Source organism: Paenarthrobacter aurescens, assembly GCF_025421775.1.
In the GTDB taxonomy this organism is placed as follows: Bacteria; Actinomycetota; Actinomycetes; order Actinomycetales; family Micrococcaceae; genus Arthrobacter; species Arthrobacter aurescens_B.
Window position 1 is genome coordinate 41,284 of record NZ_JAOEFX010000011.1, and the last position, 16,254, is coordinate 57,537.

Here is a 16,254-nt window from a genome sequence, read left to right on the forward strand (position 1 = left end):
GATTCCCCCTCATTTCAAGCAACTTGGGACCATTCGAGGTGCTGTTTCCCGTTGGGCAGCGCGCGCGCAATAAGATGATGGGATGCCCGCACTACGGTCCACTTTTCGCGCCAGACCCAAGCCAACGGCCACAGCATGGAAAGACGTGCCGTGGGCCGCCCGCCGCAGCCATCTTGGCCGACGGGGATTGGCGATCGGCATCGACATTGGCGGGACGAAAGTGGCTGCCGGTGTGGTGGACGCCGAGGGCCGGGTCCTCGCTGAGGCACGGAGGTCGACTCCCGGTGCGGACCCCCGGGCAGTAGAGCAGACCATCGTGGAACTGGTGGACGAGCTCAGCGCCGATCACCGTGTGTCTTCCGTGGGTATCGGCGCCGCTGGATGGATGGACCTCGACGGCGGCACTGTGCTGTTCAGCCCCCATCTGGCTTGGCGCAACGAACCGCTCCGGGCGAGCCTGCAGAAGCTGCTGAGGCGTCCGGTCCTTCTGACGAACGACGCTGATGCCGCAGCCTGGGCGGAATGGCGCTTCGGTGCCGGCCAAGGTGAGAGCCGCCTGGTGTGCGTCACCTTGGGCACGGGCATTGGCGGTGCCATGGTGATGGATGGCCGGGTGGAACGGGGACGCTACGGGGTGGCAGGCGAGTTCGGGCACCAGATCATCTTTCCCGGCGGACACCGTTGCGAGTGCGGCAACCGTGGGTGCTGGGAGCAGTACGCCTCCGGTAATGCGCTGGGCCGTGAAGCCCGGCAGCTCGTGCGGACCAACTCCCCGGAGGGCCGTGCCCTTCTGAAGAAGGCGGGCGGGACCGCAGACAACCTCACCGGGGCCGCTGTGACGGCCTTGGCTCTTGAAGGCGATGCCACGTCGCGGGAACTCCTGGCGGACCAAGGCGGGTGGTTGGGGTTGGGATTGGCCAATCTCGCCGCAGCCCTGGACCCGGGCATGTTCGTGATCGGCGGCGGACTGTGCGATGCAGGGGAGCTCTTGGCTGGACCGGCCCGGGAATCGTTTGCGAAGAACCTGACCGGAAGAGGATTCCGACCCATGGCGGGCATCGAACTGGCGGCTCTTGGCCCCCGTGCCGGCATGATCGGCGCAGCGGACCTTTCACGGGTCAGCGGGAGGGCGCACGGCTAAGGTTCGCGGCGCCCCAGCCGGCGTCGGCACCTAGATGCGGGCGCCGTCGTCGTCCTCATTCTTTTCCTGCGGAAGCCTCATGATGAGGAAGACCACGGACGCAACAAAAGCGGCAACAATACCGAGGATCGCAACAAGGGGTGCTGACCGCCAGAACATTGCCGTGAAAAGCAAAGCAACGGGTCCCCCCACAGCACCCACCCACGCCAGCATGGTCAAGGGCTCTGTGCCCGCCAGGCTGGGGGGATCTTCAGGGACGAAGGCGTCGTCCTCGTCATCGACCTCGAAGTCGCGTGGTCCCAGCGGGCGGCCCGTTTCTTCATCGCCGGCAGGAACTGCCGTCACGTCAGCCGCTGGCTCCGCAGCCGGCGTGGACAATCCGAGTGGATCGAAATCCCTGAAGGTCTTGTTTGGTTCACGCTGTGACTGCCCGGCGCTGCCTGAAGCAGACTCTGCGTGATCGGACGCCGGCGGTTCCCCTTCCGGAGAGGACCCTGTGGCCTCTAGCCGGGCCACCAGATCCAGCCATACGGCGTCATCGTCTTTGTTGGCGCTCTGATCAGCGGAGTTGGGATCAGGCCTGTTCATGGGCTGTGTCCTTTTCGGCGGTCGGCCCGTGTCCGGCCAAGGCTGCGACGGTCTTTTGGATGAACTCCACAGTACCCTCGAAGATCTCCGGGGCATCGTTGTCGAGCGTGGCCACATGGTAGCTGTTGCCCAAATAGCTGATATCCACGGGTGCACCCACCCGGGACCGCAGGAATTCCAGGCTCGCATTCGAGATGACGTTGTCCACGGTGGATTTGTAGACCCGGACTGGAGAGCTGATGCGCGGCAGGATGGCCGCGGTGTCTTTGTACATCTTCTTCAATTGGTGTGCTGCCGCGACTGGAGTGCGGGCGTAGGCTCCCTCATCCTGGTCCGGTTTAAGGATGTCATTGGCGATGGCCGGAGTTGTCTTCACCACATACTTGAGCGCAGCGACAATGACAGCGCGCGGGTCATCAAGGACAAGCCCCGGATTGACCACCACAGTTCCTGCCACCGGACGGGTGGCCGCGATCCGCAACGCCAGAGTGCCTCCCATGGACAGGCCCGCGGTGAAGACATAGTCGCACTCCTTGGCCAACTCGAGGTAGGCGTCATCCACGGCCCGGTGCCACTCACGCCACGAGCGGGTGGACATGTCCTGCCAAGTGGTGCCATGACCGGGCAGCAACGGCAGCCTGACAGCGTATCCGGCCGCTGCCAGATGCTCAGCCCACGGCCTGACGCTGTGCGGGCTTCCTGTGAACCCGTGGGACATGACTACCCCGACGCGCGGTCCTGTCCCGTTCCAGCTGCTGAGGAACGGTGAGAAATCCGGAAGCATTTTCATGATGACTCTGAGGCTACTCTGTCGCTGGCGTGCTGACGGAAAAACGCTGCTGATTCTTCGAAAATGGTGGGGGCATCAACATCCATCGTGGCAACGTGGCCGCTGTGGGGGAGCGTGACGACTTTCAAGCGGGATGATGCGATGTGCCTCCTGATGGTGGCCACGGAGCTTGGCGGTATGACACCGTCCACTGATGACTTGAACACCAATGCGGGAGCCTTCACCCTGGGCAACCCGCGTGCCGCCGCGCGGAAGAGCTTCTTGAGTTCATGCACCGATTTCAGGGGCGTCTTGGAATAGTCCCCGGTCTCAGCCGTGGCCGGGGCTGGTGTGTCCTCCACGATGGGAGTGGTGGTGGGCATGACGTACTTCAGGGCGCCCACATACTTCACCCGGCGGTCATAGAAGCTGAGGCCGGGGTTGACCAGAACCAGCCCGGGAACATCGTGCTGCGAGGCCACCCGAAGGGCCACTGCGCCTCCCATGGATAGGCCTGCCACGAAACAGGTTTCTGTCTGCGCCGCAAGGTCCAGGTAGCTCTGTTCAAAGGTGCGGTACCAGTCCTGCCAACGGGTGGTTGCGAGATCCTGCCAACTGGTGCCGTGGCCGGGGAGGAGCGGCACGGAAACAGCAAATCCTTGGGAGGCCAAGTATTCGGCCCAGGGGAGCATGCTGAGCGGGCTGCCCGTGAAGCCGTGGCAAATAGCCACTCCGATACTGGCATTGGGCCCGTGTCCGGCATGGTGGAAGGCGAGCGGCGCGGCGGGTGTGTGGCGTTCCGTCATGGGTCCCATCGTGTCACTGTTCCGGAGAATTCTCACTGGAGTAGGGTTGCAGTTGAGTGCCGGCCGGGTTGCCGGAAGCATGCCAACCGTCGGCCGTGAGAGGACAAACGTGTTCTATTGGGTCATGAAGAGGATCTTTCTGGGTCCCATCCTTAAAATCCTGTTCCGGCCTTGGGTCAAGGGCCTGGACAATGTTCCTGAAAGCGGCGCGGCGATCCTGGCGTCCAACCATCTCTCTTTTTCGGACTCCATCTTCCTGCCCCTGATGGTCCACCGGCCGGTGATCTTCCTGGCCAAGTCCGAGTATTTCACCGGGAAAGGTGTGAAAGGTCGACTCACGGCGCTGTTTTTCCGGCTCAGCAACCAACTCCCCATGGACCGTTCGGGAGGCGCCGCGTCGGAGATGTCACTGCAGGCCGGCAAGGACGTCCTGACTGGCGGGGGCCTGCTCGGAATCTACCCGGAAGGCACGCGCAGCCCCGATGCCAGGCTCTACCGCGGCAAGGTGGGCGTCGCCAGGCTTGCACTGCAAACGCGGGTGCCCGTGGTGCCCGTGGCCATGATCGGGACGGAGAAAGTCCAGCCGATCGGCAAACGGCTGCCGAGTATCCGCCGGATTGGCATCATTGTGGGGCAGCCGTTGGACTTCAGCCGGTACTACGGCATGGAGGACGATCGGCTGATCCAGCGGGCAGTGACCGACGAAATCATGTATGAGTTGATGCGGCTCTCCGGCCAGGAGTACGTGGATGAGTACGCCGCTGTGGTCAAGGCCCGGCTGGCCGGCAAGGGGCCCGAGCCCGTCCACAAGGTAGAGGTTGCCGAGGACGCCGCTGATGACATCGCTGATGACATCGCGGAGAACATCAACGAACCCGGGCCTGATGGGGACGAATCACATCGGAAACTGTGACGCAGGCGGCAGCATCGGTTACGCCTCCGGTCCCGCAACCTTGCCGGAGGCTACTACTCTTGAAGGGTGACTGAGCTAACCGCGAACACCGCATCCTCCGTAGCAGATCCTCTCGCCAGCACCGCCCAGAGCGGGGCAGCGAACTATCCCGGGCTCGACGCCTGGCGGGACCTGCCGATCTCCCAGCAGCCCACATGGTCGGACGCTGACGTCTTCAAGGCCTCCGTCAAGGAGCTCTCCGTGGTGCCGCCCCTGGTTTTCGCCGGCGAAGTGGACGTTCTCCGGGAGCGCCTCGCCGCTGCAGCGCAGGGTAAAGCGTTCCTCCTGCAGGGTGGCGACTGCGCTGAGACTTTTGAGGCTGCCACTGCGGACAAGATCAGCGCCCGCGTCAAGACGATCCTGCAGATGGCCGTGGTGTTGACCTACGGCGCGGCCATGCCCGTCATCAAGATGGGGCGCATGGCCGGCCAGTTCGCCAAGCCGCGCTCGTCCAATGATGAGACCCGCGACGGTGTCACGCTTCCGGCCTACCGCGGCGACATCGTCAACGGCTACGATTTCACCCCGGAATCCCGCGCGCATGATGCCGGCAGGATGCTCAAGGCGTACCACACCTCCGCCTCCACGCTGAACCTCATCCGCGCCTTCACCCAGGGTGGTTTTGCGGATCTTCGCCTGGTCCACCAGTGGAACAAGGGCTTCACGGAAAATCCGGCGCACGCCCGCTACGAATCGCTGGCACGCGATATTGACCGTGCCATCAGCTTCATGGACTCCTGTGGCGCGGACTTCGAGGCACTCAAGCGGGTGGAGTTCTTCGCCAGCCACGAGGCACTGCTGCTGGACTATGAGCGTGCGCTGACCCGCATCGATTCACGGACCGGTCTGCCCTACGACACCTCCTCACACTTCCTGTGGATCGGCGAGCGTACCCGCGAACTCGACCATGCCCACGTGGACTTCCTGTCCCGCGTGCGGAACCCGATCGGCGTCAAGCTCGGACCCACCACCAGTGGTGATGACGCATTGCGCCTGATCGACAAGCTGGACCCCAACCGGGAACCGGGACGCCTGACGTTCATCACGCGCATGGGTGCCAAGAACATCCGCGAAAAGCTGCCGGCCGTCGTCGAGCGCGTCACTGCTTCCGGCGCCCAGGTGCTGTGGGTGACAGATCCGATGCACGGCAACACTGTCACCTCGCCGAACGGCTACAAGACCCGCAACTTCGATGACGTGATCGATGAAGTACGTGGCTTCTTCGAGGTCCACCACTCTTTGGGCACGGTACCCGGCGGTCTCCACGTCGAAATGACCGGTGACGACGTTGCTGAGTGCTTGGGCGGCGCTGACCCGGTCGACCAGGACGCATTCCTGGACCGCTATGAGTCAGTGTGCGATCCCCGCCTGAACCACATGCAGTCCCTTGAGATGGCCTTCCTGGTGGCTGGAGCCCTCTCCAAGCGATAAAAACGCACAACAAAGGCGCGGTCCGGATTCCCGGGCCGCGCCTTTTGTCTTTTGCGCCTGAACTAAACGACTGTCAGCGTTACGACCGATCCTTCGGGAACGTCCTTATCTACGGGATTCTGGTCCCGGACGGTGCCAAAGAATCCCCCCAGAATCTCATTGACCTTCACTTCGAAACCCAGGGCCTCCAGCTGCTGCCGGGCTTCCTTGGCTTGCTTGCCTACAAAGTTCGGAACCTTCACCATCTTGGGTCCCTTGGACACGGTCAGTGTCACCGCCTCGCCGCGGATGAGCGTGCCGTTGGCCGGAGCTTGCGAGACGACAGCGCCCTTGGGCACCGTCTTGTCATTGACGGTCTCCGGAGCCACAACGGCTTTCAGCCCGGCATCCTGAAGGGCCTTGACGGCAGCGTCCTGCGCCAAGCCGCGTACGTCCGGCACAGGAATGGGCTGAGGTCCCTTGGACACCACCAGAGCCACCGGAGTGCCGTGCCGCACCTCGATGCCCTTGGCCGGGTCCTGGGCAATCACGACGCCGGCAGGAACCTTCTCGTCGAACGCTTCAGTGACGTTGCCAAGGGCCATTTCGGCGGCGTTTAGCGCCGTTTTGGCTTCGGCAAGGCTGCCACCGGTCAAGCCGGGCAGCGCGAAAAGCTGGGCTCCTTTGGAGACAAAGAGGGTGATGGGCTGAAATTTCCGTACTTCTGCGCCGGATTCCGGTTCGGTTCCCACGGTTAGCCCGGCCAGTATGTCGTCGTCGAAGACGTCTCGTGGTTCCGACTGGAATCCTGCGGTGCGGAGGAGCTGCTGTGCTTCGGCCACTGTCTTGTTCTTGACGTCAGGCACTGTCCCCGGTGAGCCCGGTCCCATACCGAAGAACCATCCGGCGGATGCTGCAAGCATCGCAAGAATGACGATCACGACGGCCCAGATCACGCCACGTCGGCGGGGGTTGCCTTCGCGCAGCGGCCGAACCGGTGTGGCCGCTGCGCGGGCCCGGTCCTTGGTCTGCTGCCGTTCCAGCCTCTTGAGTTCCCGCTTACCGGGTTGGCGAAGGTCTTGGTCGATATCCGCACCAGACGTGGCTGCCCTGGAATGCTGAAGCGCGGAACCACCGGCGGCCATGATGGTGGTGGGGTTGCTCTGGTGGGATATGAATTCAGTGGGCGACGCCGTGGCGGGCAGCGACTCCGTAGGGTTCGCTGCCGCGCTGCCGAGGGTTGTGGTGGCGGCAGTGGGCGGAGGTGGGAACGGCGTGGGGACCGGACCCTGCCGGTGATCGAGTTCCTCGTCGGTAAGTGTGGTGCGGATGTGGCGGAGCTCGGTCAGCAAGGCAGATCCGTCCACCGGCCTGTTCTCGGCGTCGGCCGCGGTGCACCACTGAACCAATTCGTCCAGGTCCTCGGCCAGGCCGGGAGCGGCCTCGGAGGGGCGTCCGACCACTGCGTTGACGTGCTGGTAGGCGACTTGGATGGGGGAGTCGCCTGAATAGGGTTGCTGACCAGTCAACATCTCGTAAAGCATGATGCCTGCCGAGTAGATGTCGCTGCGGGCATCCGCGGGTTGTCCGAGGACCAGTTCGGGAGCCAGATACGCCACCGTTCCAATCAAGGCGCCCGTGCTGGTGTTGGCCGAGACTGCCCTTGCCAGGCCAAAGTCACCCACCTTGATGCGACCGTCATCGGCTATCAGTACGTTCTCGGGTTTGATGTCGCGGTGGATCAAGCCTGAACTGTGGGCCGCGGCGAGACCTTCGATGACAGGATCAATAAGAGCGAGGGCAAGCCGGGGCGGCAGGGCGCTTTGTTCGTTGAGAACGTCACGAAGAGTGTGTCCCTTGACGTACTCCATGACGAGGTAGGCGATGTGTCCGTCCTCGCCCTGGTCCAGTACCCCGACGATATGGGGATGCGAGAGGCTGGCGGCAGCTTTCGCTTCGCGGCTCAGGCGCTCCAGGAACGTGGGATCGTTGGCCAGGTGCGGGTGCAGGACTTTGAGGGCCACGTCGCGCTCCAGGCGCTGGTCCGTGGCCAGGTAAACAGTGGACATACCGCCCCTTGCAAGGCGGGAACGGACCATGTATCGCCCGTCCACGATGGTCCCAATGAGGTGGTCCTGCGTTGGTTCTTGCACCATACGATCCTAAACGAGGCAGGGAAGGGGCCCGAATCCACCTGGGATCCGGGCCCCTTCCGAGGTGCTGCGAAGGTCTAGCCGAAAGTGCGCTGGCGGGCCTTGATCGACTCGACGTAACGCTTGGTGTCGTCGTACATGCCGTACTTGCTGACCGAGTACTGGCCTTGGTAGTAACCGGCAATTGCCGTGTCCAGGTCCTTGCTCGTGGCGATCAGGGCCCGGATGATCGCGACACCAGCAGTGGCGTTGTCATACGGGTCCAGGAGGTTGAGCTTCCGGCCCACCAGATCGGAGGCCCACTGGCCCGAGGAAGGAATGACCTGCATGGTGCCGATGGCGTTGGCCGGCGAAACTGCCCGCTGGTCAAAGCCGGATTCCTGCTCGGCGAAGGCCAGCGCCAAGGATGGGCTGACCCCCATGCGCCGGGCTGTGTCCGCCACGATGCTCTTCATTTCAGCACGGCTTGGGACCGGGGAGGCGTTCAGCAGGGCCTTGTTTTCGTTCGCTGAGCTGACGACGGCCGGCGGGTACGTGAACCCCAGGAATGTGCTGGGGACCAGGGGTTTGGTTTCACCGGCGGGCTGGAGGCTGGCGCCGGGAATGGTGAGTTTTTGCCCGGGGTAGATAACGGTGGTGGCCGTCACCTTGTTGGCCGTCATCAGCGCACTCAGGGAAACCCCATGGCGGGATGCGATGGAGCTCAGCGTGTCGCCGGCTTTGATGGTGTAAGTGCCCGTGCCGGCCAAAGGAGCGGGAGCAGGAGCAGGAGCAGGCGTCGGGGCGGCGGGAGCCGAGGGAGCGGATCCGCCGCTGACCTTGATCTTCTGGCCTGGGTAGATGATGGAACTTCCGTTGAGGTTGTTCCAGCTGAAGATGCTGGACAGCGGCACACCATGCTTGGCGGCAATGGCGCCCAAGGTGTCGCCGGATACCACGGTGTAGACCGTTGCATTGTTGGGGGCGCTGGGAGCGGAAGGGGCGGCAGGTTGCGCCGGCGCCGGGGTGGCTGCACCCGTGAGTTTGATGCTCTGGCCCGGGTAGATCAGCGTGGTGGCGGTGAGCTTGTTCAGCTGGAGGAGCGCGTTGGTGTCCAGATTGAATCTGCGGGCAATTGCACTGATGGTGTCCCCGCGGACAATCGTGTAAGTGTCCGGGACAGTGGGAGCCATGGGGCGCAAGGCTGCCGGGAGGGTCGTCGCGACCGACTGGGCCGGGATAACGGTGCCGGCGTTGACGGCCTGTGCCTTCATGGCGGCAGCAAGCGTGGCGGGGACCTTGCGGGGCTGGGGTGCCGGTGCAGCCATGGATGGTTGGGCCAGGGCAAGCGAGGACAAAACCACGGCGGGAAGCGCAGCCGTGGTTGCCGCGATAACCGGCATGCTCATGGTTCGTTTCGGCGAGCGGGGCGTCGTCATGAAAAGTGTCCTCATCTCAACAGCGGGGGGTGAATGGTGGCGCTGTTGCCAGTGTTACCAATGTTACTGATGTTATCAATGGTGCAAGTGTGATCAGTGTGAATCTCTCACACTTAATGAATCGGCACAACAATTCCAGCCGTTCGGGATTATTCACTCCAATTTGTTGGCAATGGAAAGACGGCTTAACAACAGGCGGCCAAGGCCGGCGCAGGACTCCGGCTAGGCGCCGGGAGGGGCGGCGTGGCAACCTTGATTCGTGAGTAATGTAGAAAGCCTTGTTTCCGACTGGCTCCCGCTGCCGGATGTCGCCGAGCAGTTGGAAGTTTCCATCACCAAAGTCCACGGACTTCTGGATGAGCGTGCGCTTGTAGCCATCAGGCGGGGAGAACGGAATATCCGCTCAATCCCGGCCCTGTTTATCCAAGACGGGCATGTTGTAGACAGCTTGAAGGGAACCATTGCCGTTCTCAGCGATGCTGGCTATACCGACGAAGAGTTGATCGTTTGGCTTTTCACCCCGGACGAGTCACTTCGGGGGCGTCCTGTTGATGCCCTGCGCGAGGGACGTAAGACTGAGATCAGGCGCCGCGCCCAGTCTTTGGCCTGGTAGCAGCGCCACCGCGCCCTCACCGGCGCGAACCGAACAAAAAGCAGACGACGGCGGTTCCTACCGCCGTCGTCTGTCTCATGTCACGTTCGTGCCGGTAATGGAGCCGTCGTTTCAGGCGGCGCGGCTGACAGCGGCCTCGGCCAGTTGGCGCAGTGCCGTCAGCGGCACATCGTGGAGCGGCAAGCGTTCCAGCGCTTCAAAGGCTTGGTTGCTCAACTCCGAAATCAGGGATTCGGTGGCATCCAAAGCGCCGCATGCAACCATGATGTGACGGATTTCGGCTACTTCGTCTTCGCCGAGACTCGGCTTGCCGAGCATGCGGTCAAGGTAATCCGCTTCGGCTGCAGATGCCTGATTGATGGCAAAGCCAACCAGAACGGTGCGTTTGCCCTCGCGCAGATCGTCGCCTGCCGGTTTGCCAGTGGTTTCAGGGTCTCCGAAGACTCCCAGGACGTCGTCCCGCATTTGGAACGCCTCGCCAAGTGGCAATGAGAACTCGGAGTATTTCTTCAGAAGCCCGTCAGGGGCTCCGGCCAGCGCGCCCCCCAAAGCCAACGGATGTTCGGTGGAGTACTTAGCCGATTTGTACCGGATGATCGATTTTGCGCGGTCAACCGAGCTGCCCCGATCGCGGACAGGGCCAGCCACTTCCTCCAGGATGTCGAGGTATTGACCGGCCATGACCTCGGCCCTCATGACGTTGAAGATGCGTCGTGCAGGGGTTCCGGAAGCGGCCCGGGGACCAATGTCGGTGAAGGCTTCCTCGCTGTAGGACAGGCAGAGGTCGCCGGTCAAGATGGCCGCTGCGTCCCCAAACCGTCCACTGTCCAGAGCCCAGGCGTTCATTTCGTGGAGTTGGCCGAAGCGTTTGTGGACGCTGGGGCCACCCCGGCGCGTATCGGACCGGTCAATGATGTCGTCATGGATCAGTGCTGCTGCCTGGAAAAGTTCGAGTGCGCATCCGGCAGTAATGATGTCGGGGTCATCTGCGTGGCCGCCCGCCCCCCGCCAACCCCAGTAGCACATCAACGCCCGAAGGCGTTTGCCGCCAGTGACCAGATTGGCAATCGATCCGATGAGGGGAGCGACGTCCGCGGATACCGCAGCCATGACGTCCTGCTGCTCCGACAGGAATCCACTCAGTCTGTCGGCGACGCCGCTGATGAACTGCGACTGTTCGGATGCCACGTGGGTTAAGGCCGTCACTTGACGGACCCGGACGCCACGTTGGCGCCGATGGTGAACGTGGAAACGCCTTCCTTTTGCCGTATCGACACGTTTACGGTCTCACCGTCACCGCGGATGAAATCGAGGGAAGTTACATTGCCCACCGCTTCCGGACCGGGGACAAGCTTGAAGCCCTGCGCCTCCAGTGAGGTCTTGTAGTAGTCCACAACACCTTCCGGCGGGGCTTTCACCGTGCCAACGAGGGCCACTGTGGCCAGGGCAGCGCTCTTGTCGAAGCTGCTGGAACGGACGGACGTTTTGGGCATCACCGGAATGAGCTGCTCAGGGAACCCCGGAACCAGCGCATTCACCGTCGCCGTCGCACCTGGTGCAGGGGTGGCCGACTCCGTGGACGCGGTGGTTTCGGGTGCAGACGTGGAGCCGGAAGCGGCGGGGGCCGGTGTTGACGATGTGGAAACATCCGAGGGGGACGGGGCTGCCGTTCCGCCCGGTGACGGCGTGCATGCCGAGGCCGCCACTGCGACACTTACTGCGAGCAGGGCAAACCCTCGCGATTGAGGAGTTCCAAAGAGCTTCACAGGGTATCCTTCCGGGGGCTGAGCCTGACTGTGCCTCCAGTTTAGTCAGTGGCCGGGCATAGTATTGCCGATGTGAGGCAGGAAGCATTTGGTGGCGCCCCAGGCGCCGGCCAGGAGTCCGCCCGCAGTGCTGGTGATGCGCTGCGGGAACTGAGGCGAACCAGCATACTTCACGTTGATATGGACGCCTTCTTCGTCTCCGTCGAGCTCAGAAGCCGTCCCGATCTTCGGGGGAAACCGGTGATTGTGGGGTTCCCCGCGGAGCGGTCCGTGGTGCTGTCTGCTTCATACGAGGCCCGGGCTACGGGGGTCAAGTCCGCGATGCCGATGTCCATTGCCATGAGGCGTTGTCCCGCCGCGGTGATCATCAATCCCCGGCACGCGGTGTACTACGAGGTCTCCGCCCAACTTATGCAGATTTTCGCCTCCATAACGGAGCTGGTGGAACCACTGAGCGTTGATGAGGCCTTCCTGGACGTTGGAGGGGCAATCCGCCGGCTTGGGTCACCTTTGGACATCGGGCACCTCATCCGCCGCAGGGTGCAGTCCGAACTTGGCATCACAGCATCAGTTGGAATCGCAGGCACCAAGTTCGTGGCCAAGATCGCATCAACCAGGTGTAAACCTGACGGCATCCTGCAGATCGATGCCGAAGACACCATTCCGTATCTGCACAGCCTCCCGGTCAACGCCCTGTGGGGTGTCGGCGGGAAGACCGGAGAAGTGCTGGCGCGCCTTGGCATCCGCACTGTGGCGGATGTGGCAGCCACTCCCTTGGCGTCTTTGAAGAAAGTCCTCGGTGCCAGCGGTGAACACGTACACCGGCTATCCATGGGAATCGATCCGCGACCTGTGACCCCCACCCGGCTCGAGAAAAGCATCGGGGCAGAGGAGACGTTCACCATCGACACCGGTGACAATGCCCTGCTTCACAGGGAGTTGCTGCGTTTGTCGCACCGAACGGCCTCCCGTTTGCGGAGTGCCGGCATGCTGGCCAGGACCGTTGCCCTGAAACTGAGGTACTCGGACTTCTCCACCGTCACGCGCAGCCGGACCGTGCATGCGCCGGTGGACAGTGCGCAGCTGATCTACCAGGTGGCTGTGCAGCTCCTGGAATCGTTGGGATCCCGGCCCCAGAGCGTGCGGCTGGTGGGTGTGCGGGCAGAGCAATTGGAGCCAGCCGGTCAAACATCCATGCAGCTGAGCCTGGATCGCCGGGACGACAACTGGCGGGCCGCCGAGCAGGCTTTGGACCGGGTCTCCGAACGTTTCGGGTCCAAAACGCTGCTTCCAGCCCGGCTTTTGGAACCTGGGAAACCTCCAACAGGCACCTGATGCTTGTGAGGTTGGTCCCGCAGGGCTCCGTGCGTCTTTCAGAACGGCGTCGGACAAACTATCCTATTTATTACAGAGATTTAGATCGTCTGGACAAACTGTTTCCTGAACAGTCGGCCCTGGGATGCCCGCTGAACCAAGAGGGAATTCCGGGAACGATTTTCTTAGTCCGATCGTTTTGGGTAACAGACGCACAGGACGCGTTATGTCCCGACGCTGGCTGACTAAAGGAGGTCGCGATGCCCCTCTCGGAGCACGAACAGAAGCTGCTTGAGCAACTCGAAAAGCAACTTCATGAGGACGATCCGAAGTTCGCCAACACCATGGGTTCGGATCCCATCCGCAGTTGGTCTACCCGGCATGTGATCATCGGCGTCTTGGGCGCCATTGCCGGTATCCTCCTTCTGCTTGTCGGGGTCTCGATGCAGGCGATACCGGTAGGTGTCCTCGGCTTCGTTGTCATGGGTGCTGGAGTCTACTTCGCCACGTTGCGTGGGGCAGCCTTCGGCAAGGCCAATAAGGGAAAGCCCGGAAAGACCAAACCCAAGAGTTCGTTCATGAGCAGTCTGGAAGAACGCTGGGATGAACGCCGCCGCGACGACTCCTGATGGTCCGAGCCTGTGACATGGTCAACAGTTGAGGCCATCCTGATTCACCCACGCCCCTGACATTCTTGAGGGGATAACGAAAGACCCGCACTGCGGGTCTTTTCGCGTTTAAAGGCCAATTTCCAGGGATCCCCTCAACTTCCCACCCCCTGCTCCACTTTCCACCACCACGAGCTGATTTCGGCAAGGATTCCATGGCCGGCGGCCGTGATCTTGGGTGCGGTCTGACGTACCCGGACGCGGGGCAGGAATGCCCTCCACTTCCCGCCTGGCCCGAAAAGCCGCGCGGATTCAGCCCAAGCGAAACTCAAAGTGGTGGAGAAACGCCAGCGATTGCGTTGACTGTGGGGCATTGTGGAGTAAAGTGGAGCGCATAAGAGGGTAGTGGCAGTGTTGGGAATGAGCGGGCACCTTGAGTGAGGGGCGGTGGGGCCAGTGTTTCTGGGTACTCACTCGCCGCGTCTCGATGAAAAGGGCCGGATCATTCTTCCCGCAAAGTTCCGCGAGGAGCTTGCTGAGGGGCTGGTCCTCACCAGGGGCCAGGAGCGCTGCATCTACGTTTTCAGCCAGAAGGAATTCGAACGTATCCACGAATCGATGCGGGAGGCACCACTGTCTTCCAAACAGGCTCGTGACTACATCCGGGTCTTCCTGTCCGGAGCCTCTGATGAAGTACCTGACAAGCAGGGGCGCGTGACGATTCCGCCGGCGCTCCGTTCGTACGCCGGCCTTGGCCGGGAACTGGCGGTGATCGGCGCCGGGACCCGGGCGGAGATCTGGGATGCCGACGCTTGGAACGAGTACCTCAACGAGAAGGAAGCCGCCTTCTCGGAAACGGATGACGACAACCTGCCCGGGTTCATCTAACCGGTCGGGGCACTGCAGTACCGCTTCTTGAATGGGATCTCCAGCCGCCCATCGAACAGTCTTCCTGGCTCACCTTCCCCTGAGCCAGGCCGGCGGAACGATAGGCGCGGATGGGGATCCGATTCAAGAAACACAACGCAAGCGATTGAGGAAAGAGGAGGCAGCGTGGAAGAGCAGGACGCGGCAAAGCCCACATCGGAGCGCCACGTACCCGTCCTCAAAGACCGCTGCATCAACCTGCTTGCTCCCGGCTTCGAAGCGGCCAGGAAGCGCGGTGGGACTCCCGTAGCCATCGACGCAACCCTTGGTATGGGCGGTCACTCGGAAGCCATGTTGCAGCGCTTCCCCGACCTTCACCTCGTAGGCATAGACCGCGATGAGGAAGCCCTCGCCTTGGCGGGCGCCCGCTTGGAGCCCTTTTCCGACCGGACGGACCTGGTTCACGCGGTCTACGACGAGATCGAAGACGTTCTTGCAGACCTGGGGATACCCGAGGTCCATGGCATCCTGATGGACCTTGGTGTGTCGTCGCTGCAATTGGACGAACGCGAACGTGGGTTCGCCTACTCCTATGACGCTCCGCTGGATATGCGCATGGACACCAGCCGCGGGCAGACCGCGGCTGATGTGGTCAACCGCTACAGCGAAGACGAACTGGTGCGGATTATCCGTAAATGGGGCGAAGAAAAGTTCGCCGGACGGATCGCCAACCGGATCGTGAACGCCAGGGCTGAAAAGCCCTTCGCCACCACGGGGGAACTGGTGGAGCAGATCCGCAGTGTTGTCCCTGCCGCGGCAGCGAAGAGCGGTGGACACCCTGCCAAGCGGACGTTCCAGGCATTGCGGATTGAGGTCAACGAGGAACTCGACGTCCTGGAACGGGCAGTTCCGGCAGCCGTGGCCGCTACCGCCATGGGTGGGCGGATCGTGGTGATGTCCTACCACTCGCTGGAGGACAAGATCGTCAAGTCGGTTTTCCAGGCCGGATCCAAATCCTCGGCGCCCCTGGGCTTCCCCGTGGAGCTCGAAGAGCATAAACCCGAATTGAAGACCATCACCAAGGGCACCGAAGTGCCTACGGCAGCAGAAATCGCTGAAAACCCCCGCGCGGCGTCCGCCCGATTGAGGGCTGTGGAGCGCATCAAACCAAGGAGAGAAGCATGAGCAACGCCGCAGCGAAGACACTTCCCTCCGTGGTGGGCAATACAGCCCGTGCGCTCCCTGTTCCCGCCGGTAAGCCGGGACCAGGACGTAAGGCGCGGACCCCGCTTTCCATTGTGCGCAGCGCGCCCAAACGACGGACTCCTTTCGTTGTCCTGTGCTTCGTGGCGATGGCGGCTGCCCTCCTGACCGTTCTTGTGTTGAATATTTCGGTTTCCACTGCCCAGTACCAGTTGGTGCAGCTGAAAGCTGAGGCTGCCACCTTGAACAAGGAAAACCAGGACCTGACACAGAGGAAGCAGAACTTCGAAGCTCCCCAGAATCTGGCAGCGAAGGCTGCAGAATTGGGAATGGTTTCTTCCACTGTCAAAGGACAGATTGATCTGAACACCATGACCGTCACCGGAAAAGCAACGCCTGCTGTCAAGGGAGACACTCCCGCGGCCCAGCTGGCCCCTCCGGCGGTGGCCGGCATGCTGGATGTGGTTCCGTCGGTGACTACCAAGGATCCGTTGGAGAATCTCAAGCCAGTCACCCCTGAGGCGCCGGTCACGCCAGCGGCTCCGGTCTCACCGGCAGCGGCACCGCCGGTGGATCTAAATGGGGGATCAGTCCCGGCCCCCCAGCAAAAGGCACCCGGGCAGTAGTCCATCAGTCCACTGAAGCT

At 62.4% G+C, this 16,254-nt stretch carries 16 protein-coding genes; 9 read left to right on the forward strand and 7 right to left on the reverse strand.

The features are described 5' to 3' along the window. Positions 1-82: 82 nt before the first annotated feature. Positions 83-1,141, forward strand: a complete 1,059-nt coding sequence (locus tag N7568_RS20240; protein ID WP_261611562.1) for an ROK family protein — start codon at positions 83-85, stop codon at positions 1,139-1,141. Positions 1,142-1,171: 30 nt separating this feature from the next. Here the strand turns inward: N7568_RS20240 and N7568_RS20245 are convergent, their stop codons facing one another. The 3 genes from N7568_RS20245 to N7568_RS20255 are packed head-to-tail and all read right to left on the reverse strand — an operon-like array spanning position 1,172 to position 3,304. Further along, positions 1,172-1,729, reverse strand: a complete 558-nt coding sequence (locus N7568_RS20245) for a hypothetical protein (RefSeq protein ID WP_261611563.1) — start codon at positions 1,727-1,729, stop codon at positions 1,172-1,174. Continuing rightward, entirely contained in the window at positions 1,716-2,519 is an 804-nt protein-coding gene (locus N7568_RS20250) for an alpha/beta hydrolase (protein WP_261611564.1), read from the reverse strand. Before N7568_RS20250 ends, N7568_RS20245 begins: the two co-directional genes overlap by 14 nt. Next, positions 2,516-3,304 carry an alpha/beta hydrolase gene (locus N7568_RS20255; protein WP_261611565.1) on the reverse strand — a complete coding sequence of 263 codons (789 nt, stop codon included), beginning with the start codon at positions 3,302-3,304 and terminating at the stop codon, positions 2,516-2,518. Before N7568_RS20255 ends, N7568_RS20250 begins: the two co-directional genes overlap by 4 nt. A gap of 109 nt (positions 3,305-3,413) precedes the next feature. Here N7568_RS20255 and N7568_RS20260 point away from each other — a divergent pair, with 109 nt between their 5' ends. Further along, on the forward strand, positions 3,414-4,217 hold the full coding sequence (locus N7568_RS20260; RefSeq protein ID WP_261611711.1) for a lysophospholipid acyltransferase family protein: 804 nt from the start codon (positions 3,414-3,416) through the stop codon (positions 4,215-4,217). A 66-nt stretch (positions 4,218-4,283) separates the two neighbouring features. Beyond that, positions 4,284-5,687 (forward strand): class II 3-deoxy-7-phosphoheptulonate synthase, encoded by a 1,404-nt coding sequence (locus N7568_RS20265; RefSeq protein ID WP_261611566.1) that lies wholly within the window; start codon positions 4,284-4,286, stop codon positions 5,685-5,687. A 62-nt stretch (positions 5,688-5,749) separates the two neighbouring features. Here the strand turns inward: N7568_RS20265 and pknB are convergent, their stop codons facing one another. After that, positions 5,750-7,822 (reverse strand): Stk1 family PASTA domain-containing Ser/Thr kinase, encoded by a 2,073-nt coding sequence (pknB, locus tag N7568_RS20270; RefSeq protein WP_261611567.1) that lies wholly within the window; start codon positions 7,820-7,822, stop codon positions 5,750-5,752. A gap of 74 nt (positions 7,823-7,896) precedes the next feature. Continuing rightward, positions 7,897-9,237 (reverse strand): LysM peptidoglycan-binding domain-containing protein, encoded by a 1,341-nt coding sequence (locus tag N7568_RS20275; RefSeq protein ID WP_261611568.1) that lies wholly within the window; start codon positions 9,235-9,237, stop codon positions 7,897-7,899. 259 nt (positions 9,238-9,496) lie between these two features. Here N7568_RS20275 and N7568_RS20280 point away from each other — a divergent pair, with 259 nt between their 5' ends. Continuing rightward, the gene (locus tag N7568_RS20280) at positions 9,497-9,850 is read left to right on the forward strand and encodes an Rv2175c family DNA-binding protein (protein WP_261611569.1); all 354 of its coding nucleotides are present in this window, start codon (positions 9,497-9,499) and stop codon (positions 9,848-9,850) included. A gap of 111 nt (positions 9,851-9,961) precedes the next feature. Here N7568_RS20280 and N7568_RS20285 read toward each other — a convergent pair whose 3' ends face one another. Together N7568_RS20285 and N7568_RS20290 are read right to left on the reverse strand one after the other, a co-directional pair. Beyond that, entirely contained in the window at positions 9,962-11,056 is a 1,095-nt protein-coding gene (locus N7568_RS20285; RefSeq protein WP_261611570.1) for a polyprenyl synthetase family protein, read from the reverse strand. Continuing rightward, entirely contained in the window at positions 11,053-11,616 is a 564-nt protein-coding gene (locus tag N7568_RS20290) for a hypothetical protein (RefSeq protein ID WP_261611571.1), read from the reverse strand. Before N7568_RS20290 ends, N7568_RS20285 begins: the two co-directional genes overlap by 4 nt. 72 nt (positions 11,617-11,688) lie before the next feature. Here N7568_RS20290 and dinB point away from each other — a divergent pair, with 72 nt between their 5' ends. From dinB to N7568_RS20315, 5 genes are all read left to right on the forward strand, one after another. Then, positions 11,689-12,951, forward strand: coding sequence for a DNA polymerase IV (gene dinB / locus N7568_RS20295; protein ID WP_261611572.1), 1,263 nt, complete (start codon positions 11,689-11,691; stop codon positions 12,949-12,951). A gap of 239 nt (positions 12,952-13,190) precedes the next feature. Beyond that, positions 13,191-13,559, forward strand: coding sequence for a DUF3040 domain-containing protein (locus N7568_RS20300; protein ID WP_261611573.1), 369 nt, complete (start codon positions 13,191-13,193; stop codon positions 13,557-13,559). 435 nt (positions 13,560-13,994) lie between these two features. Continuing rightward, a complete protein-coding gene (gene mraZ, locus N7568_RS20305) occupies positions 13,995-14,426 on the forward strand; it encodes a division/cell wall cluster transcriptional repressor MraZ (RefSeq protein ID WP_261611574.1) in 432 nt (143 codons plus the stop codon). Positions 14,427-14,591: 165 nt separating this feature from the next. Next, positions 14,592-15,590 (forward strand): 16S rRNA (cytosine(1402)-N(4))-methyltransferase RsmH, encoded by a 999-nt coding sequence (gene rsmH, locus N7568_RS20310; RefSeq protein ID WP_261611575.1) that lies wholly within the window; start codon positions 14,592-14,594, stop codon positions 15,588-15,590. Further along, a complete protein-coding gene (locus N7568_RS20315) occupies positions 15,587-16,234 on the forward strand; it encodes a hypothetical protein (RefSeq protein WP_261611576.1) in 648 nt (215 codons plus the stop codon). The genes rsmH and N7568_RS20315 overlap by 4 nt, the downstream gene beginning before the upstream one ends. Positions 16,235-16,254 lie beyond the last annotated feature (20 nt).